24 protein-coding genes and 1 tRNA gene are annotated in these 23,944 nt (G+C 74.1%); 15 read left to right on the forward strand and 10 right to left on the reverse strand.

Annotation, left to right across the window (positions count from 1 at the left end; translation table 11 throughout):
* Positions 1-5 precede the first annotated feature (5 nt).
* Both ABIE39_RS14670 and ABIE39_RS14675 read right to left on the reverse strand, forming a co-directional pair.
* Entirely contained in the window at positions 6-509 is a 504-nt protein-coding gene (locus tag ABIE39_RS14670) for an FHA domain-containing protein FhaB/FipA (RefSeq protein WP_175009407.1), read from the reverse strand.
* A gap of 10 nt (positions 510-519) precedes the next feature.
* On the reverse strand, positions 520-1,227 hold the full coding sequence (locus ABIE39_RS14675; RefSeq protein WP_021480387.1) for an FHA domain-containing protein: 708 nt from the start codon (positions 1,225-1,227) through the stop codon (positions 520-522).
* Between the two features lie 404 nt (positions 1,228-1,631).
* On the opposite strand from ABIE39_RS14675, the gene ABIE39_RS14680 reads away from it, so the two are divergent.
* The 5 genes from ABIE39_RS14680 (at position 1,632) to ABIE39_RS14700 (ending at position 5,551) form a co-directional block, all read left to right on the forward strand.
* Positions 1,632-1,715 (forward strand) — tRNA-Leu (locus tag ABIE39_RS14680).
* 229 nt (positions 1,716-1,944) lie between these two features.
* A complete protein-coding gene (locus ABIE39_RS14685; protein WP_354052330.1) occupies positions 1,945-2,472 on the forward strand; it encodes a hypothetical protein in 528 nt (175 codons plus the stop codon).
* A 206-nt stretch (positions 2,473-2,678) separates the two neighbouring features.
* A complete protein-coding gene (locus ABIE39_RS14690) occupies positions 2,679-3,053 on the forward strand; it encodes a PadR family transcriptional regulator (protein WP_024841614.1) in 375 nt (124 codons plus the stop codon).
* Positions 3,053-4,429 (forward strand): permease prefix domain 1-containing protein, encoded by a 1,377-nt coding sequence (locus tag ABIE39_RS14695; RefSeq protein WP_354052332.1) that lies wholly within the window; start codon positions 3,053-3,055, stop codon positions 4,427-4,429. Before ABIE39_RS14690 ends, ABIE39_RS14695 begins: the two co-directional genes overlap by 1 nt.
* Positions 4,430-4,468: 39 nt before the next feature.
* Positions 4,469-5,551 carry a squalene cyclase gene (locus ABIE39_RS14700; protein WP_209829380.1) on the forward strand — a complete coding sequence of 361 codons (1,083 nt, stop codon included), beginning with the start codon at positions 4,469-4,471 and terminating at the stop codon, positions 5,549-5,551.
* On the opposite strand, the gene ABIE39_RS14705 is transcribed toward ABIE39_RS14700, so the two are convergent.
* From ABIE39_RS14705 to ABIE39_RS14720, 4 genes are all read right to left on the reverse strand, one after another.
* Entirely contained in the window at positions 5,476-6,531 is a 1,056-nt protein-coding gene (locus ABIE39_RS14705; protein WP_175009403.1) for an ABC transporter substrate-binding protein, read from the reverse strand. The two genes, ABIE39_RS14700 and ABIE39_RS14705, sit on opposite strands and share 76 nt — an antisense overlap.
* A 90-nt stretch (positions 6,532-6,621) precedes the next feature.
* Entirely contained in the window at positions 6,622-7,422 is an 801-nt protein-coding gene (locus ABIE39_RS14710; RefSeq protein WP_209829442.1) for an ABC transporter ATP-binding protein, read from the reverse strand.
* A 104-nt stretch (positions 7,423-7,526) separates the two neighbouring features.
* Positions 7,527-8,618, reverse strand: coding sequence for an iron-enterobactin ABC transporter permease (gene fepG / locus ABIE39_RS14715; RefSeq protein ID WP_354052334.1), 1,092 nt, complete (start codon positions 8,616-8,618; stop codon positions 7,527-7,529).
* Complete coding sequence (locus ABIE39_RS14720; RefSeq protein ID WP_175009401.1) at positions 8,615-9,709, reverse strand: iron chelate uptake ABC transporter family permease subunit; 1,095 nt, start codon at positions 9,707-9,709, stop codon at positions 8,615-8,617. Before ABIE39_RS14720 ends, fepG begins: the two co-directional genes overlap by 4 nt.
* 183 nt (positions 9,710-9,892) lie before the next feature.
* Between ABIE39_RS14720 and idi the strand changes: the two genes are divergently transcribed.
* A complete protein-coding gene (gene idi / locus ABIE39_RS14725; protein WP_175009400.1) occupies positions 9,893-10,489 on the forward strand; it encodes an isopentenyl-diphosphate Delta-isomerase in 597 nt (198 codons plus the stop codon).
* 81 nt (positions 10,490-10,570) lie between these two features.
* Here idi and ABIE39_RS14730 read toward each other — a convergent pair whose 3' ends face one another.
* Genes ABIE39_RS14730 through ABIE39_RS14740 form a run of 3 tightly spaced genes read right to left on the reverse strand, consistent with a single transcriptional unit; the run spans position 10,571 to position 13,121 of the window.
* Positions 10,571-11,308 carry a hypothetical protein gene (locus ABIE39_RS14730; protein ID WP_354052337.1) on the reverse strand — a complete coding sequence of 246 codons (738 nt, stop codon included), beginning with the start codon at positions 11,306-11,308 and terminating at the stop codon, positions 10,571-10,573.
* Positions 11,305-12,120, reverse strand: coding sequence for a hypothetical protein (locus tag ABIE39_RS14735; protein ID WP_354052339.1), 816 nt, complete (start codon positions 12,118-12,120; stop codon positions 11,305-11,307). Before ABIE39_RS14735 ends, ABIE39_RS14730 begins: the two co-directional genes overlap by 4 nt.
* The gene (locus ABIE39_RS14740) at positions 12,117-13,121 is read right to left on the reverse strand and encodes a WXG100 family type VII secretion target (protein WP_137281383.1); all 1,005 of its coding nucleotides are present in this window, start codon (positions 13,119-13,121) and stop codon (positions 12,117-12,119) included. Before ABIE39_RS14740 ends, ABIE39_RS14735 begins: the two co-directional genes overlap by 4 nt.
* A 229-nt stretch (positions 13,122-13,350) precedes the next feature.
* On the opposite strand from ABIE39_RS14740, the gene ABIE39_RS14745 reads away from it, so the two are divergent.
* Complete coding sequence (locus ABIE39_RS14745; protein ID WP_354052341.1) at positions 13,351-14,199, forward strand: class I SAM-dependent methyltransferase; 849 nt, start codon at positions 13,351-13,353, stop codon at positions 14,197-14,199.
* A 19-nt stretch (positions 14,200-14,218) separates the two neighbouring features.
* On the opposite strand, the gene ABIE39_RS14750 is transcribed toward ABIE39_RS14745, so the two are convergent.
* Positions 14,219-15,271 carry a LacI family DNA-binding transcriptional regulator gene (locus ABIE39_RS14750; protein ID WP_354052343.1) on the reverse strand — a complete coding sequence of 351 codons (1,053 nt, stop codon included), beginning with the start codon at positions 15,269-15,271 and terminating at the stop codon, positions 14,219-14,221.
* 217 nt (positions 15,272-15,488) lie between these two features.
* Between ABIE39_RS14750 and ABIE39_RS14755 the strand changes: the two genes are divergently transcribed.
* From ABIE39_RS14755 to ABIE39_RS14790, 8 genes are all read left to right on the forward strand, one after another.
* Positions 15,489-16,727 (forward strand): amino acid ABC transporter substrate-binding protein, encoded by a 1,239-nt coding sequence (locus tag ABIE39_RS14755; RefSeq protein WP_354052345.1) that lies wholly within the window; start codon positions 15,489-15,491, stop codon positions 16,725-16,727.
* 7 nt (positions 16,728-16,734) lie between these two features.
* Positions 16,735-17,619, forward strand: a complete 885-nt coding sequence (locus tag ABIE39_RS14760; protein WP_074804082.1) for a branched-chain amino acid ABC transporter permease — start codon at positions 16,735-16,737, stop codon at positions 17,617-17,619.
* Between the two features lie 109 nt (positions 17,620-17,728).
* Entirely contained in the window at positions 17,729-18,850 is a 1,122-nt protein-coding gene (locus ABIE39_RS14765; protein WP_255437303.1) for a branched-chain amino acid ABC transporter permease, read from the forward strand.
* Positions 18,847-19,605 carry an ATP-binding cassette domain-containing protein gene (locus tag ABIE39_RS14770; protein ID WP_175009394.1) on the forward strand — a complete coding sequence of 253 codons (759 nt, stop codon included), beginning with the start codon at positions 18,847-18,849 and terminating at the stop codon, positions 19,603-19,605. Before ABIE39_RS14765 ends, ABIE39_RS14770 begins: the two co-directional genes overlap by 4 nt.
* The gene (locus tag ABIE39_RS14775) at positions 19,598-20,380 is read left to right on the forward strand and encodes an ABC transporter ATP-binding protein (protein ID WP_021479843.1); all 783 of its coding nucleotides are present in this window, start codon (positions 19,598-19,600) and stop codon (positions 20,378-20,380) included. The genes ABIE39_RS14770 and ABIE39_RS14775 overlap by 8 nt, the downstream gene beginning before the upstream one ends.
* An 8-nt stretch (positions 20,381-20,388) precedes the next feature.
* Positions 20,389-21,615, forward strand: coding sequence for a Gfo/Idh/MocA family protein (locus ABIE39_RS14780; protein WP_209829384.1), 1,227 nt, complete (start codon positions 20,389-20,391; stop codon positions 21,613-21,615).
* A complete protein-coding gene (locus tag ABIE39_RS14785) occupies positions 21,612-22,832 on the forward strand; it encodes a dihydrodipicolinate synthase family protein (protein WP_354052347.1) in 1,221 nt (406 codons plus the stop codon). Before ABIE39_RS14780 ends, ABIE39_RS14785 begins: the two co-directional genes overlap by 4 nt.
* 167 nt (positions 22,833-22,999) lie before the next feature.
* Complete coding sequence (locus tag ABIE39_RS14790; RefSeq protein ID WP_502914874.1) at positions 23,000-23,857, forward strand: sugar phosphate isomerase/epimerase family protein; 858 nt, start codon at positions 23,000-23,002, stop codon at positions 23,855-23,857.
* Positions 23,858-23,944: the final 87 nt, after the last annotated feature.

A 23,944-nucleotide genomic window follows, 5' to 3' on the forward strand; every position in this document is an offset into this window, starting at 1 on the left:
GCGGGCTACCTCTGCAGCTCGACGACGGACTGACCGATCCGCACCCGCGTCCCCGGGCCCAGGGGGGTGACCTGGGCGATCCGCTGGTCCTCGACGTAGGTGCCGTTCGTGGAGCCGAGGTCCTCGACGAACCAGGACCCGTGCTGCGGGAAGATGCGGGCGTGGCGCGACGACGAGTAGTCGTCGTCGAGGACGAGCGTGCAGCTCGGCGCGCGGCCGATGAGGATCGACGACGTCGTGAGCGGGATCGTCGTGCCGGTCAGCGGGCCGGCGGTGACGACGAGCCGCGACGGGCCCGCGGGCGCGACGGGCCGCGAGGGCTCCGGCGCGGCCGGGGTGGGGCCCGACGTCGGGCGGGCGGCGGGTGCGGGACCGCCCTTCTTGCCGCGGCGCGGCGTGATCTTCGTGCCGTACAGGTCCCGACGCAGCACGCCGATCGCGGAGAGCACGAACACCCAGAGCAGCACCAGGTAGCCCAGCCGGAGCAGGGTGAACGTGAGATCGGTCATGCGGGCCGGATCACCACTCCTCGTTGTCGGACGCGCCGGTCCAGAACATGATGCGGGTCCGGCCGATCGTCAGGGAGTTCCCGTCGAGCAGCGTCGCTGCCGGCACCTGGTGCCCCTCGACGAACAGGCCGTTCGTGGAGCCGAGGTCCGTCGCGATCACGCCCTCCGGGGTCACCCGGATCTCCAGGTGGCGCCGCGAGACGCCCGGGTCGTCGACGACGATGTCGGCCTCCGAGCCGCGGCCGATCACCGTGACCGGGCCGGTGAGCAGGTAGCGCTGCCCGTCGATGTCGACGAGCGGGTGGCGCGTGCTCGGGGACGCCGTCGTGGCGGGTGCGACGTTGCCGCGCACGCTCGCCGAGCGGAGCTGGAAGCGGCCGACGTCGAGCGTGTCGTTCTGCTCGAAGCTCACGCTCACGGGCCCGACGAACGCGTAGTGCTGCGACGCGGCGTACTGGGTGACGTTCGACGCCAGCTCGTCGGCGAGGGTCTCCGCGCCCCACCCCTCGACCTGGCCGAAGTCGTCCACCGACAGCTCGATGGTGAACTCGTTGGGCACGACCGTGCGCTCGCGGTCGACGACGGCGGCGCGGTCGTCGACCTCGCGCCGCAGCGCGCTCGCGAGCTCGACGGGCTTGACCTCGCTGCGTCCCACCTTGGCGAAGGCGTTGTTCACGACCCGCTCGACGCCCTTCTCGAAGCGGTCCAGGACTCCCATGCCACCTCCTCCCTCGTGCTCGCTCGTGCCGCGGCTCGCGCCGCGCGGATCTCGTCTGCTCTGCCGGCGCCCTCTCTCCGGTGGCCCCCCGCGCGCACCCGCGTCCGGGCAGACTACCTAGATCGTATCGATCGCGTCGGACCAGCAGGCCCGTTTCGTCGGACGATTACCGGACGGATGTGGCGCTTTCGTGGCGGAGCGTGTGAACGTCGGGCGTCCGCTCCCCCGCCGAGCGCGAGGTTGCTGTCGTCTCGCCGCTCTTCCCGGGAGCGACGGCATGCTCGAGGGCGATGAAGGTCGTGGTCGACGACGGGCTCGCGCCGTGGTGCGTCCGGGTGGCGGGCGTCACGCAGGACGGCGCGGTGCCGGTCGGTCCCTCGCGTCGTGCTAGTCTTCTGCGGCACGCGCGAGTGGCGGAATAGGCAGACGCGCACGGTTCAGGTCCGTGTGCCCGAAAGGGCGTGGGGGTTCAACTCCCCCCTCGCGCACGTGACGAGGGTTTCGGCTTCAGGGCCGCAACACCTTCGAAGAGTCCCGGTCAGGTTCTCCTGGCCGGGACTTTCTGCGTCCGGGACGTCGTGTCCCGCACCCGCTGCCGGTACTGCACGCCGACGCCCGTGGCATGACCGCTTCTCGTCCCGTGGCACGACGGTGCGCGCATCCAGGTCCGGCCACGGGCCGACGCCGCGCCGATCGGCCACGGACGACGATCGACGCATGGTCAACGACACCCTTGCCGCCCGTCCGCGTCCCGCCTCCCTCGCACTCGCCCTCGCGGTCCCCGCCACCCTCCTGCTCGGGGCGTGCGGCGTCGTCCCGAGCGAGGTGGTCGAGAAGAAGGCGAGCGACGGCGCGAGCGGGAAGGAGTCTGGCCTGCTCGCGGACTGGGTGCCCGACGAGGCGACGGACGTCGTCGTCCTGCAGCGGGCCACGGGCGCGGAGCGGCTCCTCGTCGCGTCCTACGACGGCGACCTGTCCGGCGAGTGCCGGCCCGTCGCCGAGGAGGGCGCGCCGTCCCGGGAGGAGCTGGTCGCGGCGTACAGGTCGGACGAGCGGACCAAGCGCGTCCCGGTCGACAAGATGGCCGAAGTGAGGACGCTCGAGGCCGACTGGTGGCCGGACGACCAGGAGGCGCGGACCACCATGCTCTGCGGTCGATGGTGGGTCAGCCAGGAGGGCGGCACGATCTTCGCCTTCACGCCGGACCTCGCCACGGCGGTGGACGGTGCGGCGCGCAACCGGTAGTCGAGGCACGTCGGCGCTGGTCGCCGACCGCCGGGACCCACGGACCGCGGGAGCGTCGAGCGCGGTGGGGGACGTCGAGCTCGGGTCGACCGCGGCGAGCGGGCGGCACCGGCCCGATCCTCTGCGCGAGGCGCACGACCGGTCCGCTCCGCACACCTAGAACTGCTAGGGTCGTAACCCCTAGAACAGCTAGGCATAGGAGCGTCATGCGTATCGACAAGGACCTCGTGGCCGCCTCGGCCACCCCGCTCGTGCTCGGGATCCTCGCCGACGGCGAGTCCTACGGCTACGCGATCCTCAAGCGCGTGGACGAGCTCTCGGGCGGGCGGATGCAGTGGACCGACGGCATGCTGTACCCGCTGCTGCACCGGCTGGAGCGCCTCGGGCTCGTCGAGGCGTCGTGGGGCACGTCCGACGTCGGCCGGCGCCGCAAGCACTACGCGATCACCGCCGCGGGGCGCGAGGCGCTCGTCGAGCGCCAGGCGCAGTGGGACGTCGTCGCGCACGCGCTCCAGCAGGTGTGGCGCTCCGCCCAGGACGGGCTCCAGAGCCCGCCGCGCGTCGCGGAGGGGTGGGCCTGATGGGCGCCGCGACCGCGCCGACGGACGGGGCGAGCCCCGGCCCGCACGCCGCGCTCGAGGCCCAGATCGACCAGTGGCGCGGGTACGTCCGGCGCCGGGAGGCGATCTCCGCCGCGGACGTCGACGAGATGGAGGACCACCTGCGCGAGCGGGTCGAGGACCTCCGGGCCACGGGCCTCGACGACGACGAGGCGTTCCTCGTCGCCGTGAAGCGCATGGGCACGCTCGACGACCTGTCGCGCGAGTTCGCGCAGGAGCACTCCGAGCGTCTGTGGAAGCAGCTCGTCCTCGTGGGAGAGCAGGCGGGCCGCACCCGCTCGTGGCGCGAGCTCGCGGTGGTGCTCGGGCTCGCCGTCGCGGTGGGCGTCACGGTCAAGGTGGCGACCGTGCTCCTGCCCTGGGAGACGGTCGGGCTCAACGTCGGGCTCCTCGTGCTGCCGTTCCTCACGGCCTACCTCGCGTGGAAGCGGCAGGTCACGCTGCGCGTCGTCGGCGTGCTCGTCGTGCCGTTCGTCGTGCTGGGCGTCGTCCTCAACGCGTACCCGTTCGAGCCCACGGACTCGACCTTCGTGCTCGCGGCGCTCGCCGCCCCGGTGACGCTGTGGGCCGTCGTCGGGCTCGCCTACGTGGGCGGGCGGTGGCGCTCGGACGCGCGCCGCATGGACTTCGTGCGGTTCACGGGCGAGCTCGCCGTGTACTACACGCTCATCGCGCTCGGTGGCGGGGTCCTGCTCGGCCTGACCATCGGGGTCTTCTCGCTCGCCGGCGTCGACCTCGAGCCGTACCTCGACACCTGGATCCTCACCCTGTGCGTCCCGGCGGCGCTCATCGTGGCCGCCTGGCTCGTCGAGGCGAAGCAGAACGTCGTCGAGAACATCGCGCCCGTGCTCACGCGCGTGTTCACGCCGCTGACGCTCGTCATGCTCCTCGCCGCGTTCGTCGTCCTCGCGACCGCGGGGAACCTCGCGGCCGTCGACCGCGAGCTGCTCATCCTCATGGACGCGATCCTCGTGCTCGTCCTGTGCCTGCTCCTCTACTCCGTCTCCGCACGCGACCCGCTCGCCCCCGGGTCGTTCTTCGACGGGCTCCTGGTGGTCCTCGTCGGCGCGGCGCTCGCCGTCGACGCGGTCGCGCTCACCGCGATGCTCACACGCATCGCCGAGTTCGGCGTGAGCCCCAACAAGGCGGCAGCGCTCGGGCTCAACCTCCTGCTGCTCGTCCACCTCGCGTGGTCGGCTGTGCTCGCGACCGCGTTCCTCCGCGGGCGCCGGCCGTTCGCCGACCTCGTCGCGTGGCAGACGCGCTTCCTCCCCGTCTACGCGGGGTGGGCGGCGGTCGTCGCCCTCGTGTTCCCGCCCGTGTTCGGCTTCGTCTGACGGACGGCGGTCGGCCGTCCCCCGGCGTAGCGTGACGGGATGGCCGACCGAACGCCCGGAGGCCCCGTCGACGGCGACGTCGTCGGCTGGCTCCTCGACGCCGACCCGGCGCTGCGCTGGCAGGTGGAGCGCGACGTCGTGCACGCCCCGCCCTCCGTGTGGCGGGCGACGCGGGCGCGCGTCGCGACCGAGGGCTTCGGCGCCCGGCTCCTCGCGCTCCAGGACCCCGACGGGCAGTGGGCGGGCGGCGCGTACTTCCCCGCGGACGTCGGCGGGGACGGCGCGACCGCGCCGGACGCCGAGGGCAGGCCCGAGGAGGGCCAGCCCTGGACCGCGACCACCTGGTCGCTCGTCGCGCTGCGCGAGTGGGGGCTCGACCCCGAGGTGCTCCGCGCGCGTCGCACGCCCGAGCTGCTCGCCGAGCACTGCCGCTGGGAGTACGACGACCTGCCCTACTGGGGCGGCGAGGTCGACTGGTGCATCAACGGGTACACGCTCGCCGCGGGCGCGTGGCTCGGCGTCGACGTGTCCGGGCTGCTCCGCACCGTCCTCGACGGGCGGCTGCCCGACGGCGGGTGGAACTGCGCGTGGGTCGAGGGCGCGACCGTGTCGTCGTACCACTCGACGCTCAACGCGCTCAAGGGCCTCCTCGCCTACCAGGAGCACGCCGGGGCGACCGACGAGCTGCGCGCCGCGCGGCGCACCGGCGAGGAGTACCTGCTCCGCCGCGGCCTGTTCCGGCGGCTCGGCACCGGCGAGCCCGTCGGGGACTGGGCGTTCCGCCTCGCCTACCCGTTCCGCTGGTACTACAGCGTGCTCAACGCGCTGGTCTACCTGCGCGCGGCGTCGCTGCTCGACGGGACGCCGCCGGACCCGCGCGCGGCGGACGCGGTCGAGCACGTCCGCCGCGCGCGGCGCCCGGACGGCACCTGGCTCCAGGGCCGGCGCCACCCGGGCCGCGTGTGGTTCGAGGTCGACGCACCCGCGGGTGAGCCGTCGCGCTGGCTCACGTACCACGCGACCGTCGTCCTCGACTGGTGGGACGGTCAGGACGCGGGCGGTCCCGAGACGACCTCGGCGCCGTCGAGCACCGCGATGAGCTCGTCGAACCACTCGACGTAGCTCGCCCACGTGAACGGGCGCTTGTCGTCCCAGCCCACGACCTGCCCCGCCTGCACCGCGGGCAAGCCCGCGTAGACGGGGTTCGCCGCCATGGCCTCGTCGGAGCCGGTGTAGCTGAGCACGACGTCCGCCGGGTAGTCCGGCACGCGCTCCCAGCTCAGCTCCGCCCAGGCCTCCTCGTCCTGCGGGCCGCCGATCGTGAAGCCCAGCTCCTCCAGCAGCGCGAGCTGGCCCAGGGTCCGCTGCCCGACCCACAGCTCCTCGGCCCCGTTGAGCGGCAGGATCGTCAGCGGCTTCTCCGCCGCGATCGCCCGCAGGGTGTCGAGGCGCTCGTCGAACGCGGCGCGCGCCTCGGCGACCTCCGGGGTGTCCGCGTCGCCGCCGAGCGCCTCCGCGAGCGACGCGTAGTCCTCGATCACCTCGACGACGGGGCGGCCGGAGAACTTCATCCCGACGAACGGCGCGACGGCGGTCGCCTCCTCGGTGATCTTCTCGTCCCACCACCGCCACGCCGTGCCGTCCTCCGTCCCGAACCCGATCACGAGGTCGGGGTCGAGCGCGAGCAGCTTCTCCAGGTTGAGCTCGGCGTCGGTGCCGACGACCTCCATCTCGTCGACCCGCGCGTTGCCGATCGACAGCGCCCCGGTGTCCGAGAAGCCGTACCCGAACACCCCGTCGGGCCGCACGCCGTAGTCCCACAGCGCGGCGGCCGAGTAGCCGTCGACGACGAGGCGGTCCGGCGCCTCGTCGAGCTCGTACGTCGTGCCGTGGCCCGAGGACGTCCACGACCAGCCGTCGGCGCTCGCGGACGGCCGGCCGTCCCCGGCGCCGTCGGAGCCCGCGTCGGTGCTCGGGGAGCACGCCGCGGCGACGGCCGTGAGAACGAGCGCGAGCGTGGCGGCCGCGACCGAGCGCGCGGGCCGACGCCGCGGACGGCGCGCGCCGGGCAGGGTGGACGAGGGACGGGTCGTGCGGGTCATGCGGTGCTCCTCCGACGAGGCGGTGCGGGCGAGCGCAGGACGGTGGGGGGCCGGTCGGGCGGGGTGGTCCGACCGGGAGACGGGGCCGCGTCAGGCGCGGCGGGGCCGGCCCTCGGGCACGACGAGCGGCGTGCCCGTCACGGGGTCGGCGATGATGCGGCACGGGAGGCCGAACACGTCCTCGACGAGCTCGGCCGTCACGACCTCCGCCGGGGCGCCCTCGGCGACGATCGCGCCGTCCTTCATGGCGATGAGATGCGTCGCGTAGCGGCACGCGTGGTTGAGGTCGTGCAGGACGGCGACGAGCGTGTGCCCGCGGTCCCGGTTGAGGTCGGCGCACAGCTCGAGCAGCTCGATCTGGTGCGCGATGTCGAGGAACGTCGTCGGCTCGTCGAGCAGGAGGAGGGGGGTCTCCTGCGCGAGGACCATCGCGACCCACACGCGCTGGCGCTGGCCGCCGGAGAGCTCGTCGACGAGGCGGCCCGACAGGTCGGTGGTGCCGGTCGCGGCGAGCGCGGCGACCACGGCCGCCTCGTCCTCGCGCGACCACTGGCGCAGCAGCTTCTGGTGGGGGTAGCGCCCGCGCGCGACGAGGTCCGCGACGGTGATCCCCTCGGGCGCGATCGACGACTGCGGCAGGAGGCCGAGGCGGCGCGCGACCTCCTTCGCGGGGATCGACGAGATCGAGCGCCCGTCGAGCACGACCTGCCCCCGCGACGGCTTGAGCAGGCGCGACAGCGCGCGCAGCAACGTCGACTTGCCGCACGCGTTCGGCCCGACGATCACCGTGAACGACCCGTCGGGGATGCTCACGTCGAGGTCGGCGGAGATGACACGATCGTCGTACCCGATCGTGACCCCCTCGGCGTGCAGGCGGTCCGCGGGGTGCACGCGGTCCGCGCGCGCGTCGGTCGACGCGGCGGCGAGGACGCCGCTCGGGGCGTCCGCGAGGTTCGTGAGAGCCACCGGGGGCCTTCCGTTCTGCGGGTTCGTGGTCACTTGCGGGCCTCGCGCACGAGGAGCCACACGAGGTAGGCGCCGCCGACGCTCACGGTCACGACGCCGACGGGGAGCTGGGTGGGCGCGAAGGCGCGCTGGGCGACGAGGTCGCTCGCGGCGAGCAGCACGGCGCCCATGACGGCGGCCGGGAGGATCCGCACCCCGGCGGCGCCCGTGAGGCGGCGCGCGAGCTGGGGGGCGGCGAGGGCGACGAACGCGATCGGTCCGGCGGCGGCGGTGACGAGGGCCGTGAGCGCCACGCCGACGATCACGAGGGCGAGGCGCACGCGCTCGCTGCGCAGGCCGAGGGCGGCCGCGGCGTCGTCGCCCAGCTCGAGCAGGCCCATCCGTGGCGCGAGCCACACGAGCGGCAGCGCGAGGAGCGCGGCGAGCACGGCTGCGGGCACGGCCTGCGCCCAGGTCATGCCGTTGAGCGAGCCGGCGCCCCACACCGCGGCCGCCATCGCGGTCTCGAGGTCGGCCTTGATGATGAGCCACTGGTTGACGGACGCGAGCATCGCCGAGACCGCGATGCCGACGATGATGAGCCGGAAGCCCTGGACGCCGCGCCGGTACGCGAGGACGTACACGACCCCCGCGGTGGCGATGCCGCCGACGAGCGCGCCCGCCGCGACGCCCACGTACCCGCCGCCGAGCAGCATGATGACGACGAGCGCGCCTGTGTACGCGCCGGTATTGAAGCCGATGACGTCGGGGCTGCCGAGCGGGTTGCGCGTGAGCGACTGGAAGATCGCGCCGCTCGCGCCCAGCGCAGCGCCGAGCACGAGCGCCATGAGCGCGCGCGGCAGACGCCACTCGACGACGACCATGTGCACCGGCCCGTCGGCCGCGCCGACGAGCGCCTGGAGCACCTGCGGCACGGTGAGCGGGTAGTCGCCGGTGGTGAGCGCGACCACGCCGACGGCCAGCGCGACGAGCAGGAGCGCCCCGCACACCGCGAGCGTGCGCACGTCGAGCCGCAGGCTCACGCCCCGGCCGCGCACGACGCGCGTCGGGCGGCCGAAGTCGACGCGCCGGTCCGGGCGGGGCGCCCCGGCGGGGAGACGGTCCTGCACCGGGGCGCTCACAGCCCGCTCGCCTTCGAGCGGCGCACGAGCGCGATGAGGACCGGGGCCCCGACGAACGCCGTGACGATCCCGACCTGGAGCTCGCCCGGCATGACGACGACGCGGCCGACGACGTCGGACACGAGCAGCAGGACGGGCGCGAGCACCGCCGAGTACGGGAGGATCCAGCGCTGGTCCGGGCCGACCGTCCACCGCGCGACGTGCGGCACCATGAGGCCGACGAACGCGATGGGTCCGGCGGCGGCCGTCGCCGCGCCGCACAGGAGCATGACTGCGACGCCGACGAGCACGCGCGTGCGTCCGACGTGCGCGCCGAGCGAGCTCGCGAGGTCGTCGCCGAGCGCGACGGTGTTGAGGGGGCGCGCGACGACGAGCGCGAGGACGAGCCCGACCACGACGAACGGCGCGATCGTCCCGGCCATCTCCATCGTGCGGCCCGCGAGCGAGCCGGCGCCCCAGAAGCGCATGCGGTCGAACGCCGCCGGGTCGAGCAGGGTGACGCCCTGCGAGATGCCGCCGAGCACCGCGCCCAGCGCGACGCCCGCGAGGGTCAGACGCACGGGCGTCGCTCCCCCGCGGCCCTGCGACCCGATGGCGTACACCGCGACGGTCGCGACGACGGCGCCCGCGAACGCGAACCAGATGAACGACCCGATGTCGGTGAGCCCGAGGAACGCGACGGCGAGCACGACGGCGAACGCGGCGCCCGCGTTGACCCCGAGGATGCCCGGGTCGGCCAGGGGGTTGCGCGTCATGGCCTGGATGAGGGCGCCGGAGACGCCGAGCGCGGTGCCGACGAGCAGCCCGACGACCGTCCGCGGGAGGCGCAGGTCGCGGATGATCACGTGGTCGCCCGAGCCGTCGTAGCCCGTGAGGGCGTCCCAGACCGTGCCGAGCGGGACCGGCTTCGACCCGACGACGAGGCTCAGCACGACCGCGAGCACGAGGACCGCGAGGGCGACGAGGAGGCCGACGCTGCGCCCCGCGTTCGTGCGGGCGACCCCGGCCGGGCGGTCGGCGGGGTCGGTCCCGGCCGGTGCCGTGCCGCCGGGGACGTCGGCCGTCGTGGCGGCGGTCGCGGGCGAGGTCATGGTGCTCGGATCTGCTCGGGGGCGCTCGGCCCGGCGGGTCATCACTAGTGAGGTTACCCTCACCTTAATTCACGCCCCGGAGGGTCCGGCAAGGTCGTGCGCGCACCCGGCGGAGTGACCCCGCTCACCGTCGCTGCCGGAGGGGGTTGCCGGTCCGCGAGCGGCGTGTGCGAGAGTGGCCGCATGACCTCGCACGTCCCCGTCGCCGCCGACCACGTCGTCACCGTCGACGACCAGGGCCGCCGGACCGGCACCTTCGAGCGCGCCGCGGTCCACACGACCGAGACGCCCCTGCACCTCGCCTTCTCCTGCTATGTGCTCGACGACGCGGGCCGCCTGCTCCTCACGCGGCGCGCCCTCGCGAAGCGCACGTGGCCCGGCGTGTGGACCAACTCGTTCTGCGGGCACCCGCGCTGGACGGAGTCGACCGAGGAGTCGATCGTCCGCCACGCGCGGCACGAGCTCGGGCTCGAGATCGCGGACCTGGAGGTCGCCGTCCCGGGGTTCCGCTACCGCGCGGTCGACGCGTCGGGCGTCGTGGAGAACGAGATCTGCCCCGTCTACGCCGCCCGGGCGGCCGGCCCGGTCGAGGCGAACCCCGACGAGGTGATGGAGCTCGCCTGGGCGGACCCGCGGGACGTCGCGCGCGGCGTCGCCGCCACGCCGTGGGCGTTCAGCCCGTGGATGGTGCTCCAGGTCGCGGCGCTCGGCGGCGCGAGCGCGGTCGGCGACGGCCCGACGGCGCGCCTCGCCGCGGCCTTCGGCTCCGCCGCCGCCTGACCGCGGCCGGGCAGTGACCCGGTGGTGACGGCGCCGTCGACGCGGCCGTGAGCGGGCAGGGTCGAGGAGTCGGTCGAGGCGTCAGACGCGCCGGAGCTGCGTGCGGCGGAACCGCTCGGGGATGCCCAGGTGGTCGGCGTCCTCGGCGGTCGAGCGCAGCCGCCGTGGCGGGAGCGCGTGGGGGACGACCGCCTCGGCGCCGGGGACCCGCGCGTCGTGCATCGCGGCGGCGAGCGCGTGCACCAGGGGCGCCTGCCGGGACGGCCGCCGCGTCGAGAAGACCCACAGGTCGAAGCCGGGCGCGGTCGCGAGGTCGACGGGCTGCCCCTGCGCCCACGCGTGCCGCGCGACGACCGGCGACACGGCGAGGAACGTGATCGGACGGCGCGACCACAGCACCGTGCGCGACGCACCGCTCACGCCGCGGTCGGCCATGAGGAGCCCGATCGTGCGCTGGTTGCCCACGACCGCGGACACCGTGCGCGGGTCGATCCCCGACCAGGGGATGACCGTCGGGCGCAGGAAGGGCGCGAACGAGCCCACGACGATCCCGCCGTCGAGCACGAGCAGCTTCTCCGAGCCGAGGAACCACAGCAGGATCCCGAGCACGGCGGCGACGGCCACGAGCAGGACGCCCGCGGCGACGACCTCGCCGTCGGCCAGGCTGGCGACCGGCGCGAGCAGCACGAGCACGAGGACCACGGCCCACGCGGGGCCGTTCGGCGTCGCGGCCTCGACGTGCCGGAGGCGGCCGAGACGCGACGCGTCGGCCCAGTGGCGCACCTTGCGCGTCGCGCGGTCTCCGGTCGGGGCCGTCATCGGCCGAGCAGCTCGGCGGGGAGGTGGCGCAGCGTCGCCGGCCCGACCTCCGACATCTCGAGCGTGACGGGCGCGCCGTCGGCTCCGTGCTCGCCGCCGCGCACGACGTACACGCCGTCCGGCGTCGTGTAGACGCTCACCCGGACGAGGGAGTCCGAGCCCGCGCGCACCGCGCCGAGCACCGTGACGGCGACCGCTCCGGAGAGCTCGGGAGACGTGCGCGCCTCCGTTGCGAACTGCTCGGTCGTGAAGGTGCGGGCGCGGCCGTCGAGCACGGCCTTCGCCGCGGGGTCGAGGAACACCGCGAGGCGGCCTGCGAGCTCGGCGAGCGGGTAGACGCTGAAGGAGTGGTGGCCGCTCGGCCCGACCTCCTCCTCGAGCACGCGGTCCTCGTCGTGCAGGTAGACGTACACCCAGTGCTTGCCGAGCGCCGTCGTGCGGTCCGCGGACAGGATGGCCGACGCGGTGCGGCGCAGCACGAGCGGGCCCGTCACCTCGGGGACCGCGTCGATCCCGACCTGCGGCTCGCCGCCCGGCCCGGGCGGGCGCTCCTCGTCCGACGGCACCACGAGACCCCGCGCGAGCAGCGACCGCAGGGCCACGCGCCCGACGAGCGTGCGGTCCGCGCCCTCCTGCGCGTCGAGCCAGGGCAGCGGGACGAGCTGAGGGTTCTGGAGCCCGTCGAGGATCGCGACCTCCTCGTCCGTGAGCGTGACGACGTGCGTCACGTCGCCGGGCGCCGTGCGCGCGAGCGTCTGCTCGGCGGCCGCGATGTCGGCCGCGGACCACTGCATGGTCGGCTGCTGGGTCACGAGAAGAGGCCTCCGATGAAGTCGCCGGCGGCGGAGAGCCCGTCGCCGATCGCGTCACCGACGTCGGACGCGACGTCGCCGATGGTATCGGCCGCGTCCCCGACGAAGCTCGTGACGTCGTTCCAGCCGTCCGCGAGGTACGGGCCCGGGTCGGAGAAGAACCCGGTGATCGAGTCCCAGTTGTCGTAGACGAGGTTGCCGAGCGCCCAGACGCCCGCGACCGCCGCCGCGCCCGCGACGACCGCGATGCCGACCGGGTTGGTGAGGAGCCCCGCGGCGATCGCCATGGTCCCGGCGCCGCCGATCACGGACAGGACGCCCATGCCGCGGTCGACGCCGCCGCGCACGCCGTCGTACTGGGTGTTGACGATCTGGTTGATGCCGCCGACCACGCCGGCCGCACCGCCGGCGAAGCCCATGAACCGGGAGAACGTCGTGGCCCGCCCGAGCACGCTCAGGGCGTCCCCGACCGCCATGCCGCGCGTGAGCTGCAGGGCGCTCGCGGCCGCGGGCGAGAGCGCCGCGAGCCGGCTCGCGTCGAGGAATCCGCGCGCGGCGAGGAACGTGCGGTACGCGATCCACGCGCCGCTGCCGGCGCCCCACGCGGACAGCGCGGTGTCGCCGACGTCCCAGATCGAGCCGTCGAGCGGGTCGCCCGCGCCGGGAGGGCCGCCGCCGGGGCCGGTCGGCACGCCGGGTCCGGGGACGCCCGGGGAGGGGATGGACCCGCCCTCGGTGCTCGTCGCGAACTGCTGGTCCGCGTGGCGCAGGACGGCCTGCGACGCCTCGGAGAGCGTCTGGCTCACGCCGCGCAGCAGCGCGACGGACGTGCCGGTCCACTCGCTGCGGAACTGGTCGGCGTCGCCGCCCTGCCAGCGGCCCGCCGCCTCCACGAGGCCGCTGACCTCGGAGGTCGTGCTCACGAGCTGGTCGGAGGCGGACCGCAGCGACTGCGCGAGCCTCCGCAGCTCGTTGACGTCCGCGCCCCACATACCGCTCACGTCGTCCTCGTCCCCTCGTCGGTCGTCCGGCCCGCCGGCACCCGGTGTCCGGGACGCGCGAGGCGGGCACCGGGGAGGCTACCGTGCGCGCCGTCGTGCGGGCGATGGGGAGTCCTCCCCGTCGGGTCGTGGCGGGCGCGCCGCACGCCCACCGCACGCGCGCCGCACGCGCGCCGCACGCGCACCGCTCGCGTTCGGCTCCGGCGCCCGGGCGGGTGACAATCGACCCATGCCTGACGCGGTACCCGACACCCCCGACACCCCCGACCGGGCGAGCGAGGTGCCGACCCCCGCCCGGGACGCCTCGTTCGAGGAGCACGTCGCCTGGGCCCGCGCGGTCCCCGTCGTCGGGTCCGACCTCTCCCCCGTGGCGGGCCGCGTCGTCGAGGACCCGCTGCCGTGGGACTACGTCGCGCTCGCGCGCGAGCTCGTCGCGAGCGGGCGCGGGGCCGTGCTCGACCTCGGCACGGGCGGCGGCGAGCTCCTCTCGACGCTCCGCCCGTTCCCCGCGGGCTCCGCGGCGACCGAGGGCTGGGCCCCGAACCTGCCGGTGGCCCGACGGCGGCTCGAGCCCCTCGGGGTCGAGGTGCGGCCCGTGCAGGGCGACGACGAGCAGCTCCTGCCGTTCTTCGACGGCCAGTTCGCGGTCGTGCTCGACCGGCACGAGGAGTTCGACCCGGACGAGGTGCTCCGCGTGCTGGAGCCGGGCGGCGTGTTCCTCACGCAGCAGGCCGACTCGCGCGACGGCGTGCGCCTGAGCACCGCGCTCGGCGCCGAGCCGGCGTGGGACCCGGACTCGGTCACGCTCGACGCCGCGGTCGAGGTGCTCCGCGAGGCCGGTTTCGTGGTCGACGCCGCGCGCGAGCACGAGGGCCTGCGCCGGTTCCGCGACCTGTCCGCCCTGCTCTGGTACCTGCGGCTCATGGCCTGGCAGGTGCCGGGGCTCGCGTCGCTCTCGCCCGAGGCGGTCGCGCGCTACGAGGCACCCCTGCGCGCCCTGCACCTGCACCTCGCCGCGGGCCACGAGTTCGTCGACGAGGCGCCGCGCTTCCTCGTCGTCGCGCGCAAGCCCTTCTGACCCGCGCCCCACCTCGCACTCAGGGGTGGCGGGGTGGGGCCGTGGAGTCGCGCACGACGAGCACGTGGTCGGTGCGCTTGCGGCGAGGCCGGGCCGACGGCGGCCGCAGCGCCATCTCGAACGCGGCGGCACCCATCTCGCTCATGGGCAGGCGCACGGTCGTCAGCGCGGGCGCGAGGTCCTGCGCGACCTGGATGTCGTCGAACCCCGTGACGGACACGTCGCGCGGCACGACGACGCCGCGCTCGCGCAGGAGCGACAGCACCCCCGTGGCCATCGCGTCGTTGAGCGCGAGGATCGCCGTCGTGCCGGGTGCCTCCTCGAGGATGCGCGCCGTGGCGTCCCGGCCGCCCTCGCGCGTGAACGGCGCGTGCACGACGACCAGGTCGTCCGGGTCGAGGCCGTGCGCCGCGACGGCGGCCCGGATGCCCGCGGTGCGGTCGGCGACGGTCGTCAGGCGCTCCGGGCCGGCGGCGATCGCGAGCCGCCGGTGGCCCAGGCCGAGCACGTGCTCGGTGAGGGTCGCGGCGGCCGCCTCGCTGTCGGGCAGCACGGCGTCGCTGGGCAGGTGGTGCCGCCCGATGACGACGACGCGCCCCCCGGCCTCCTCGAACGCCTCGAGCTCGCGCGCGGCGTCGGCCTCCATCGCGGGCTCGACGTACCCGGAGCCGGCGACGAGGATCGCCCCCACGCGATGCGCGCGCATGAGGCGGATCTGCGTGACCTCGGCGCTGGGCTCGCGCTCGGTGTGGCTGATCTGCACGCTCCAGCCGTGCTCGGTCGCGACGCGCACGACACCGCTCGCGATCTCGGAGAAGTAGAGGTCGCCGATCTCGTAGACCAGCAGGCCCGCGACCGACGTCGTGCCGCCCGCGAGCGTGCGGGCGTGCGGGTTGGCGATGTAGCCCATCTGCGTGGCGACCTCGCGCACGTGCTCGGCGAGGACCTCCGAGACGCCGTCGCTGCCGGACAGCGCGCGCGACGCGGTCGCGAGCGACACGCCCGCCCGCTCGGCGACGTCGACCAGCCGCAGCGCGCTCCGGCCCTTCGTGGCCCGACCCTCTCGACGCACCCCTGCTCCGCTCGTCCGTGCGTCGCCCGGTCGGCGGCCCGTGGGCCCTCCCCGACGTGACGCTTGCCACATCCGCTGTCCGCACCGTACTCTAGCGGAAGCGCTTACGAAAGCGCTTTCGCAATGCAGCGGTCTCGTACGGAGCAGTACGGCCTCAGGTCTTCACTACGACGAAGTAGGGAGAGTCACGTCCATGCATTCTCGGTCGACTCCACGGATGTCCACCCGCCCCCCCGCACGCCGTGCGCTCGCCCTCGTGGCCGGGGCGTCCGCAGCGGCGCTCGTCCTCACGGCGTGCTCCGGCGGGTCCGACGGCGAGGGCGGAGGCGGTGGCGCGGACGACCCGATCGTCGTCGGCATCTCCCTCCCCCTCACCGGCGACTTCTCCGAGCCCGGCAAGGGGGTCCAGCGCGGCTACGAGGCCTGGGCCCAGTTCGTCAACGAGGACGGCGGCCTCCTCGGGCGCCAGGTCGAGCTGAAGATCCTCGACGACCAGTCCAACGCGGACCGCGTCGTGCAGGACTACGAGGCGCTCATCGCGCAGGACGAGGTCGACCTCGTCTTCGGCCCGTTCTCGACGCGCCTCGTGGTGCCGAGCGCCCGTGTCGCCGAGGAGTACGGGATGCTCTTCGTCGAGCCGGCCGGCGCCGCGAACGAGGTGTTCGAGCAGGGCTTCGAGAACCTCTTCTACGCCGCCCCCGCCGTCGCCGACGACCACTACAACTACCTCGCCGACCACATCCTCGACATGCCCGAGGCGGAGCGCCCGCAGACGGTCGCCGTCGCCGCGATGGACGACCCGTTCGCCCAGGGCACCGCCTACGGCCTGCGCGACAAGCTCGCCGACGCCGGCCTCGACGTCGTGGTCGACGAGGTCTACCCGCCCAACACGACCGACTTCTCCTCGATCGCCGCGAAGATCAACGACTCCGGCGCGGACATGGTCATCGGCGGCACGCAGTACCAGGACGCGGTGAACCTCATCGTCGCGCTGCAGCAGCTCGACTACCAGCCGATGCTCGCCGCGTTCTCGACCGCGCCGACGAACCCCGAGTTCTCCGCCGCGATCGGCGCGAAGACCGAGGGCATCCTCTCGCCCACGGGCTACACGGAGACCGCGAGCTGGCCGTCGAACGTCGACTTCGTCGAGCGGTACACGGAGCTGCACGGCAACCCGCCCGGCGAGGACGAGGCCAACGCGTACACGACCGGCCAGGTCGTCGCCGCCGCCGTCGAGGCCGTCGGGTGCGCCGAGCAGGGCGAGTGCCAGCAGGAGCTCGTCTCGTGGCTGCGGGACAACGAGGTCGAGACCGTCGTCGGGCCGCTGACGTGGGACGAGACGGGCAAGCCGCAGGGCGCCCACCTCATCCAGCAGTACGTGGGCGGCGAGATCCAGATCGTGCTCCCGCAGGACGCGAAGGAAGCCGACTTCGTCTTCCCCAAGCCGGCCTGGTGATCGCCTCGTGACGGGAACCCTGCTCTTCCAGAGCCTCGTGCTCGGCGTGCTGCTGGGAGGGCTCTACGCCCTCCTGGCAGCGGGCCTCACCCTGTACTTCGGCGTGATGCGCGTCGTGATGATCGCCCACTCGGCGTTCCTCATCCTCGCCGCGTACCTCGCCTGGTTCTTCAACCAGCAGACCGGCATGGACCCGCTGCTGTCGCTCGTCGTCACGGTGCCGCTGTTCTTCCTCGTCGGCGTCGGGATGCAGCGCCTGCTCATCACGCGCCTGCGGCCCGCGACGCTCACGATGATGTCCGTCCTCCTCACGTTCGCCGTCGCGCTCTTCATCGAGGGCATGATCGGCTTCGTCTGGAGCGGCACGCAGCGGCGCATCCAGCTCCCGTACTCGGGCGCGAGCATCGAGTTCTTCGGCGCGCGGATCGCCGTCGTGAAGCTCGTGGCGTTCGCGCTCGCGGCGCTGTCGCTCGCGCTGCTCTACGTGCTCATGAAGCACAGCCGGTTCGGCCAGGCGCTGCGCGCCACGATCCAGCACCGCGAGGCCGCGCAGCTCGTCGGCATCAAGACCGACCGCGTCGCCGGCTACGGCTTCGGCCTCGGCCTCGCGACCGCCGCCATCGGCGGGACCGCGCTGTCGCTCGACGCGACGATCTACCCGTCGCTGCACTGGCACTGGATCGGCCCGCTCATGGCGATCATCGTCGTCGGCGGCCTGGGCTCCATCCCGGGTGCCGCGATCGCCGCCATGGTCCTCGGCATCGGCCAGAGCCTGCTCCAGGTGCCGCTCGGCACCACGTGGGCGCAGACCATCTTCTACGTCGCGCTCTTCGCGACGCTGATGCTGCGGCCCCAGGGATTCTTCGGAGGTCGCCTTGCCCAACGCTTCTGACACCCGTCCCGCGAGCCGCCGCAGCGCTGCGGCCGCCAGCCCGGTGCCCGACGGCGCGGCCGCCTCCTCCGCTCCCGGCGCACCTCCCGCTCGTCGCCCGTGGGTCCGCGTGGTCCGCCTCGCCGCGCTTGTCGTCGGCGTCGTGCTGGTCCTCGCCTTCCCGGCGATGGCCCCGAACGCGTACATCCTCTCGGCCGGCATCGTCGTCGCGAGCTACGCGTGCACCGCCACCGCCTGGAACTTCATGGGCGGGTTCACCGGCTACGTCTCGCTCGGCCACGCCGCGTTCTTCGGGCTCGGCGCCTACGGGACCGGCCTGCTCATCCGCGACGTCGGCCTCCCGAGCTTCGTCGCCTGGCTCGTCGCGGGCGTGCTCGTCCTGCTCGTCACCATCCCGGTGGGGATCGCGGCGCTGCGCGTGCGCGGCGCGTCGTTCGTCATCGTGTCGATCTCGTTCGTGCTCATCCTGCTGCTCGTCTTCCAGGCATGGGGCTCCTTCACCGGCGGGTCCGACGGCCTCGTCGTCCCCCGCCCGTTCCCCGACCTGCTGCGGCCCGAGCACCACCGCACGTTCTTCTACCTGTTCGCGGCGCTGCTCGCCGTCATGCTCGTCGCGTGGTGGGCGATCGACCGCTCGCGCTTCGGTACCGGGCTCAAGGCCATCCGCGAGGACGAGGACAAGGCCCAGGCGCTCGGCGTCCCGACGCGCAACTACAAGCTCGTCGCGTACGTGGTGTCGGCGACGTTCACCGGCCTCGCGGGCGGCATGTACGCCCTGTGGTTCGGCGACCTCGACCCGATCTTCCAGTTCTCCATCATGCTCGGCTCCTACATGGTGCTCATGGCCCTCTTCGGGGGCGTCCGGCACCTCTTCGGCCCGCTCCTCGGCGCCGTCGTCGTGGGCACCGGCCTGGAGTACTTCAAGCTCGAGTTCGGCGACACCCAGTTCCACCTCGTCGCCACGGCCCTGCTGCTCGGCGTCGTCGTGCTCTTCATGCCCGACGGGATCATCCCCGCCGCCCAGGCGCTCGTGAAGCGCTTCGGCCCGCAGGACTCCTCGATCCGCGAGATGACGGCCGCCGAGCTCCTCGAGCGCAACCGCGCCGCGGCCGGCCCCGCCCCGACGACGGGCGCCGCGACCGCCGGGCCGGCCACCGCCGTCGGGCAGGACGGGCGGCGCGAGGACGGCGAGCCGAGGGCAGAGGGCACGGGAGAGGAGAAGGACCGATGACGACGACCACCACCCCGCCGACGACCCGCAACCTCGAGACCGTCGGCCTCACCAAGTCGTTCGGCGGCGTCCACGCCGTGCGCGACGCGACGGTCACGTTCCAGCACGGGAAGATCAACGCGCTCATCGGGCCCAACGGCTCGGGCAAGACGACGTTCTTCAACTGCGTGACGGGCATGATCAAGCCCGACGCGGGCACGGTCACGTTCCGCGGCGAGGACATCACGCGGCGCGCGCCGCACAAGATCGCGCGCGCCGGGATCGGGCGCAGCTTTCAGCTCTGCCGCGTGTTCCCCCGCATGACGGTCCTCGAGAACATGCTCGTCGCGGTCCGGCGCACCCGGGTGCGCGAGCTGCTCGCCGGGGCGCGCAACCCGGAGGAGATCGACAAGGCGCGCGCGCTGCTCGTGCGGGTCGGGATCGACCACCTGGAGAACGCGGAGGCGCGCAACCTGTCCTACGGGCAGCAGAAGCTCCTCGAGCTCGCGGGCGTGCTCATGGGCGACCCGGACACGATCATGCTCGACGAGCCGGCGGGCGGCGTGAACCCGGCGCTCATCGGGCGCATCGGGACGCTCGTGCAGGAGCTCAACGCCGAGGGCAAGACGTTCCTCGTCGTCGAGCACAACATGGACATGGTCATGAGCCTGTCCCACCACGTCATCGTGTTCGACCGGGGACGGCCCATCGCCGAGGGGACCCCCGCCGTCGTGCAAGCCGACCCGCGAGTGCTGGAGGCCTACCTTGGTGTCTGACCCGACCCCCGGGACGGGGGCGAAGCAGGAGTACCTCCTCGAGCTGGACGACGTCCAGGCCGGGTACGGGCGCGCCGCGATGGTGCTGCGCGGGCTGACCATCAAGGTCCCCGCGTCGACGGTCGTGTGCCTCGTCGGACCGAACGGCGCGGGCAAGTCGACGGTGCTCAAGGTCGCGAGCGGGCTGCTCAAGCCGCGCTCGGGACGCATCCTCGTCGGCGGGCGCGACGTCACGGGCCAGGGGCCGCAGGAGATGCTCTCCTCCGGCCTGGCCCACGTGCTCCAGGGGCACAGCGTGTTCCGCGAGATGACCGTCGCGGAGAACGTGCTCCTCGGCGCGTACACGCTGCGCGACAAGGAGAAGGTCGCGGAGCGCGTGGCGTTCGTGCAGAACCTCTTCCCCGTCGTGGGCGAGCGGTGGAAGCAGCTCGCCGGTTTGCTGTCCGGAGGGCAGCAGAAGCAGGTGGAGTTCGCGCGCTCGCTCATGGTGAGCCCGCAGGTCGTGCTCCTCGACGAGCCCTCGATGGGCCTCGACCCCAAGACCACGTCGACGGTCTTCGAGCAGGTCGTGCGCATGCGCGACGCCGGGGTCGCGGTGCTGCTCGTCGAGCAGAACGCGCGCCGCGCGCTCGAGACCGCCGACATCGGGTGCGTGCTCGACCTGGGCCGCGTCCACATCACCGGCCCCGCGCCCGAGCTCCTCGCCGACCCCCAGCTCTCCGAGCTCTACCTCGGCGGACGCCCCGCCGAGCGCTCGCTCTCGCAGAACGGATGACCCGCAGGATGACCAGCCAGACCACGGGCGCGACGACGCCCGACCGCACCGTCCGCATCGTCATGAACGGCGTCACGGGCCGCATGGGATACCGCCAGCACCTCGTCCGCTCGATCCTCGCGATCCGCGACGACGGCGGCGTCGAGCTCGACGACGGCACGCGCCTCCAGGTGGAGCCTGTCCTCGTGGGCCGCAACCGCACGAAGCTCGCGGAGCTCGCCGAGCGGCACGGCGTCGCCGAGTTCACGACCGACCTCGACGCCGCGCTCGCGGACCCGACGGCGACCGTCTACTTCGACGCCCAGGTGACGTCCGAGCGCAAGAAGGCGCTGCTGTCGGCGCTCGCGGCCGGCAAGCACGTGTACACGGAGAAGCCCATCGCGGAGTCCGTCGCCGACGGCGAGGAGCTCGCGGACGCGGCGCGCGCCGCGGGGGTGATCCACGGCGTCGTGCACGACAAGCTGTACCTGCCGGGCCTGATCAAGCTCAAGCGCCTCATCGACGGCGGGTTCTTCGGCCGCATCCTGTCGGTGCGCGGCGAGTTCGGGTACTGGGTGTTCGAGGGCGACTGGCAGCCCGCGCAGCGACCGAGCTGGAACTACCGTGCCGAGGACGGCGGCGGGATGGTCCTCGACATGTTCTGCCACTGGAACTACGTGCTCGAGAACCTGTTCGGCCCCGTCGAGGCGGTCATGGCGAAGGCCGTGACCCACATCCCGGAGCGCTGGGACGAGCGCGGCGAGCCCTACCGGGCCACGGCCGACGACGCGGCGTACGGGATCTTCGAGCTCGCCGGGCCGGACGGTCCGGTCGTGGCCCAGGTGAACTCGTCGTGGGCCGTGCGCGTGGACCGGGGCGAGCTCGTCGAGTTCCAGGTGGACGGCACGCACGGGTCGGCGGTGGCCGGCCTGTTCGGGTGCCGGGTCCAGCCGCGGGCCCGCACGCCCAAGCCCGTGTGGAACCCCGACCTGCCGACCGACCAGGACTTCCGCGCCCAGTGGGAGCAGGTCCCGGACAACCAGGAGTTCGTCAACGGGTTCCGCGCCCAGTGGGAGGAGTTCCTCCGCGACGTCCACGCCGGCCGGCCGCACCCGTACGACTTCGACGCCGGGGTCCGCGGGCTGCGCCTGGTCGACGCCGGCTACGCGTCGTCGCGCGAGGGGCGTCGGGTCGAGCTCGGGGCGGGTTCCGCGCCGTCGGGCCTCGCCGCGCCTGCCGTCGAGGCGGGCGCGTGACGGCCGGGGACGCGGTGCGCATCCCGCTGGCCGACGGCGGCACGCGCCGCGTCGAGCTCCGCGCGCCCCGGGAGTGGGCCGCCCACCCCGGCCCGTACCGCTCGCGCGTCGCGTTCGCGGCGGCGCACGTCGTGGCGGACCCGCGGGGCGAGAACGTCCCGGGCGCCCCGGCCGTCGTCGACTGGGACTCGACGCTCGCCTTCCGGCGGCACCTGTTCCGGTACGGGCTCGGGGTCGCCGAGGCGATGGACACCGCGCAGCGCAACATGGGGCTCGACTGGCCGGCGGTGCAGGAGCTCGTGTCGCGCAGCGCCGCGCAGGCCCACGAGCTGGGCGCGCGCATCGCGTCCGGAGCGGGCACGGACCACCGCGCGCCCGACGAGCTGCGGACCGTCGACGACGTGATCGGGGCCTACGCGGAGCAGGTCGAGTTCGTCGAGGGCACGGGGTCGCAGGTGATCCTCATGGCGTCCCGGCACCTCGCGCGCGTCGCGACGTCCGCCGACGACTACGTGCGCGTCTACGACGCGATCCTGTCCCAGGTGCGCGAGCCGGTCGTGCTGCACTGGCTCGGCGAGGCGTTCGACCCGAACCTCCGGGGCTACTGGGGGTCGGACGACGTCGACGTCGCGACGTCGACCTTCGTCGACCTCGTGCGCGCGCACGCCGCGAAGGTCGACGGGGTCAAGGTGTCGCTGCTCTCGGCGGCGCACGAGGTGGGTCTGCGCGCTGTACTTCCTGAGGGTGTGCGGTTGTACACGGGCGACGACTTCCACTACCCCGAGCTGATCCGGGGCGACGGCGAGCGGCACTCCGACGCGCTGCTCGGCGCGTTCGCGGCCGTCGCGCCCGCCGCCTCGGCCGCGCTCGCTGCGCTCGACGACGGCGACCTCGACCGCTACGACGCCGAGATGGCGCCGACGCTCGCGCTCTCGCGGCACGTGTTCGAGGCGCCGACGTACTACTACAAGACCGGCATCGCGTTCCTCGCCTGGCTCGCGGGCCACCAGCCGGGCTTCACCATGGTCGGCGGCCTACAGTCGGCCAGGAGCGTCGTGCACCTCGCGCGCGCGTTCGAGCTCGCCAACGAGGCGCGCCTCCTGCCGGACCCGGACCTCGCGGCGCACCGCCTCGGCCTCGTGCTCGCGGCGGCGGGAGTCGAAGGGTCCGGTGCGGGCGCGAACGAGCCGGCCGTCGTCGGGCACGGTGTCGCATGAGCACCGAGATCTCGGAGTTCCCGTCGGCCCCCGAACGGGGCGCCCCACCCGCCGAGCATGCGGTTGGGGCCCGTCCGGGGCTCAGCTCGGGCGATGACCCCATGTTCGGCGGGGAGGCGGGGGTCGTGGACGTGCCGAGCGGCGCGCCGGCTCGTGTCGGGACACCGCTGGCCGGCGATCCGCGGCTCGCGCGGCTCTCGCTCAACCAGCGCACGACGGCGGGCTGGTCGCTGCGCGAGGCGATCGACGGCTGCGTCGCGGCCGGGCTCCCGGCGATCGGGGTGTGGCGCGAGCCCGTCGCCGAGGTCGGGCTCGACACCGCCGTGCGGTGGGTGCGCGACGCCGGGCTGCGCGTCTCGTCCGTGTGCCGCGGTGGGTTCTTCACCGCGAGCGACCCCGACGCGCGCGCGGCCGCCCACGCGAGCAACCTCGCCGCGATCGCGGAGACGGCCGCGCTCGGGGCACGCGCGCTCGTCCTCGTGCCCGGCGGCCTGCCCGCGGGCGACCGCGACCTCGTCGGGGCGCGCGCCCGGGCGGCGGACGCGATCGCGGCCCTCGTCCCGGCCGCGCGCGACGCGGGCGTGACGCTGGGGATCGAGCCCATGAACCCGATCTTCGCCGCCGACCGCGGCGTCGTGTCGACGCTCGAGCAGGCCCTCGACCTGGCCGAGCCGTTCGCGCCCGAGGAGGTAGGCGTCGTCGTCGACACGTACCACCTGTGGTGGGAGCCGAAGGTGCACGAGCAGGTCGCGCGCGCCGGCGCGGCGGGGCGGATCGTCAGCTACCAGGTGTGCGACTGGATCACGCCGCTCCCCGCGGACACGCTGCTGGGCCGCGGCATGATGGGCGACGGCCACGTCGACTTCGCGGCGTTCACGCGGTCGGTCGCGGCCGCGGGCTACACGGGCGACGTGGAGGTCGAGATCTTCCACGCCGACGTCTGGGCCGCGCCCGGCGCCGACGTCGTCGCGACCCTCGCCCGCCGCTACGTCGAGCTCGTGGAACCCCACCTCGCCACCCCGTGAGCGCGTGAGACAGTCGCGTCCGGACGTGCCGGACGCGACTGTTTCCTGCACCCAGCGGCAGGGGGTGGACAGCAAGAAGCCCGCGGG

It is taken from the genome of Cellulosimicrobium sp. 4261 (assembly GCF_040546915.1).
In the GTDB taxonomy this organism is placed as follows: Bacteria; Actinomycetota; Actinomycetes; order Actinomycetales; family Cellulomonadaceae; genus Cellulosimicrobium; species Cellulosimicrobium cinnabarinum.

Bases quoted from the DNA above. Each gene is read 5' to 3' on its own strand.
- ABIE39_RS14670 (WP_175009407.1), bottom strand. From the start codon at position 509: ATGACCGATCTCACGTTCACCCTGCTCCGGCTGGGCTACCTGGTGCTG.
- ABIE39_RS14745 (WP_354052341.1), top strand. From the start codon at position 13,351: ATGCCTGACGCGGTACCCGACACCCCCGACACCCCCGACCGGGCGAGC.
- ABIE39_RS14675 (WP_021480387.1), bottom strand. From the start codon at position 1,227: ATGGGAGTCCTGGACCGCTTCGAGAAGGGCGTCGAGCGGGTCGTGAAC.
- ABIE39_RS14690 (WP_024841614.1), top strand. From the start codon at position 2,679: ATGCGTATCGACAAGGACCTCGTGGCCGCCTCGGCCACCCCGCTCGTG.
- ABIE39_RS14755 (WP_354052345.1), top strand. From the start codon at position 15,489: ATGTCCACCCGCCCCCCCGCACGCCGTGCGCTCGCCCTCGTGGCCGGG.
- idi (WP_175009400.1), top strand. From the start codon at position 9,893: ATGACCTCGCACGTCCCCGTCGCCGCCGACCACGTCGTCACCGTCGAC.
- ABIE39_RS14705 (WP_175009403.1), bottom strand. From the start codon at position 6,531: ATGACCCGCACGACCCGTCCCTCGTCCACCCTGCCCGGCGCGCGCCGT.
- ABIE39_RS14720 (WP_175009401.1), bottom strand. From the start codon at position 9,709: ATGACCTCGCCCGCGACCGCCGCCACGACGGCCGACGTCCCCGGCGGC.
- ABIE39_RS14695 (WP_354052332.1), top strand. From the start codon at position 3,053: ATGGGCGCCGCGACCGCGCCGACGGACGGGGCGAGCCCCGGCCCGCAC.
- ABIE39_RS14770 (WP_175009394.1), top strand. From the start codon at position 18,847: ATGACGACGACCACCACCCCGCCGACGACCCGCAACCTCGAGACCGTC.
- ABIE39_RS14685 (WP_354052330.1), top strand. From the start codon at position 1,945: ATGGTCAACGACACCCTTGCCGCCCGTCCGCGTCCCGCCTCCCTCGCA.
- ABIE39_RS14780 (WP_209829384.1), top strand. From the start codon at position 20,389: ATGACCAGCCAGACCACGGGCGCGACGACGCCCGACCGCACCGTCCGC.
- ABIE39_RS14730 (WP_354052337.1), bottom strand. From the start codon at position 11,308: ATGACGGCCCCGACCGGAGACCGCGCGACGCGCAAGGTGCGCCACTGG.
- ABIE39_RS14700 (WP_209829380.1), top strand. From the start codon at position 4,469: ATGGCCGACCGAACGCCCGGAGGCCCCGTCGACGGCGACGTCGTCGGC.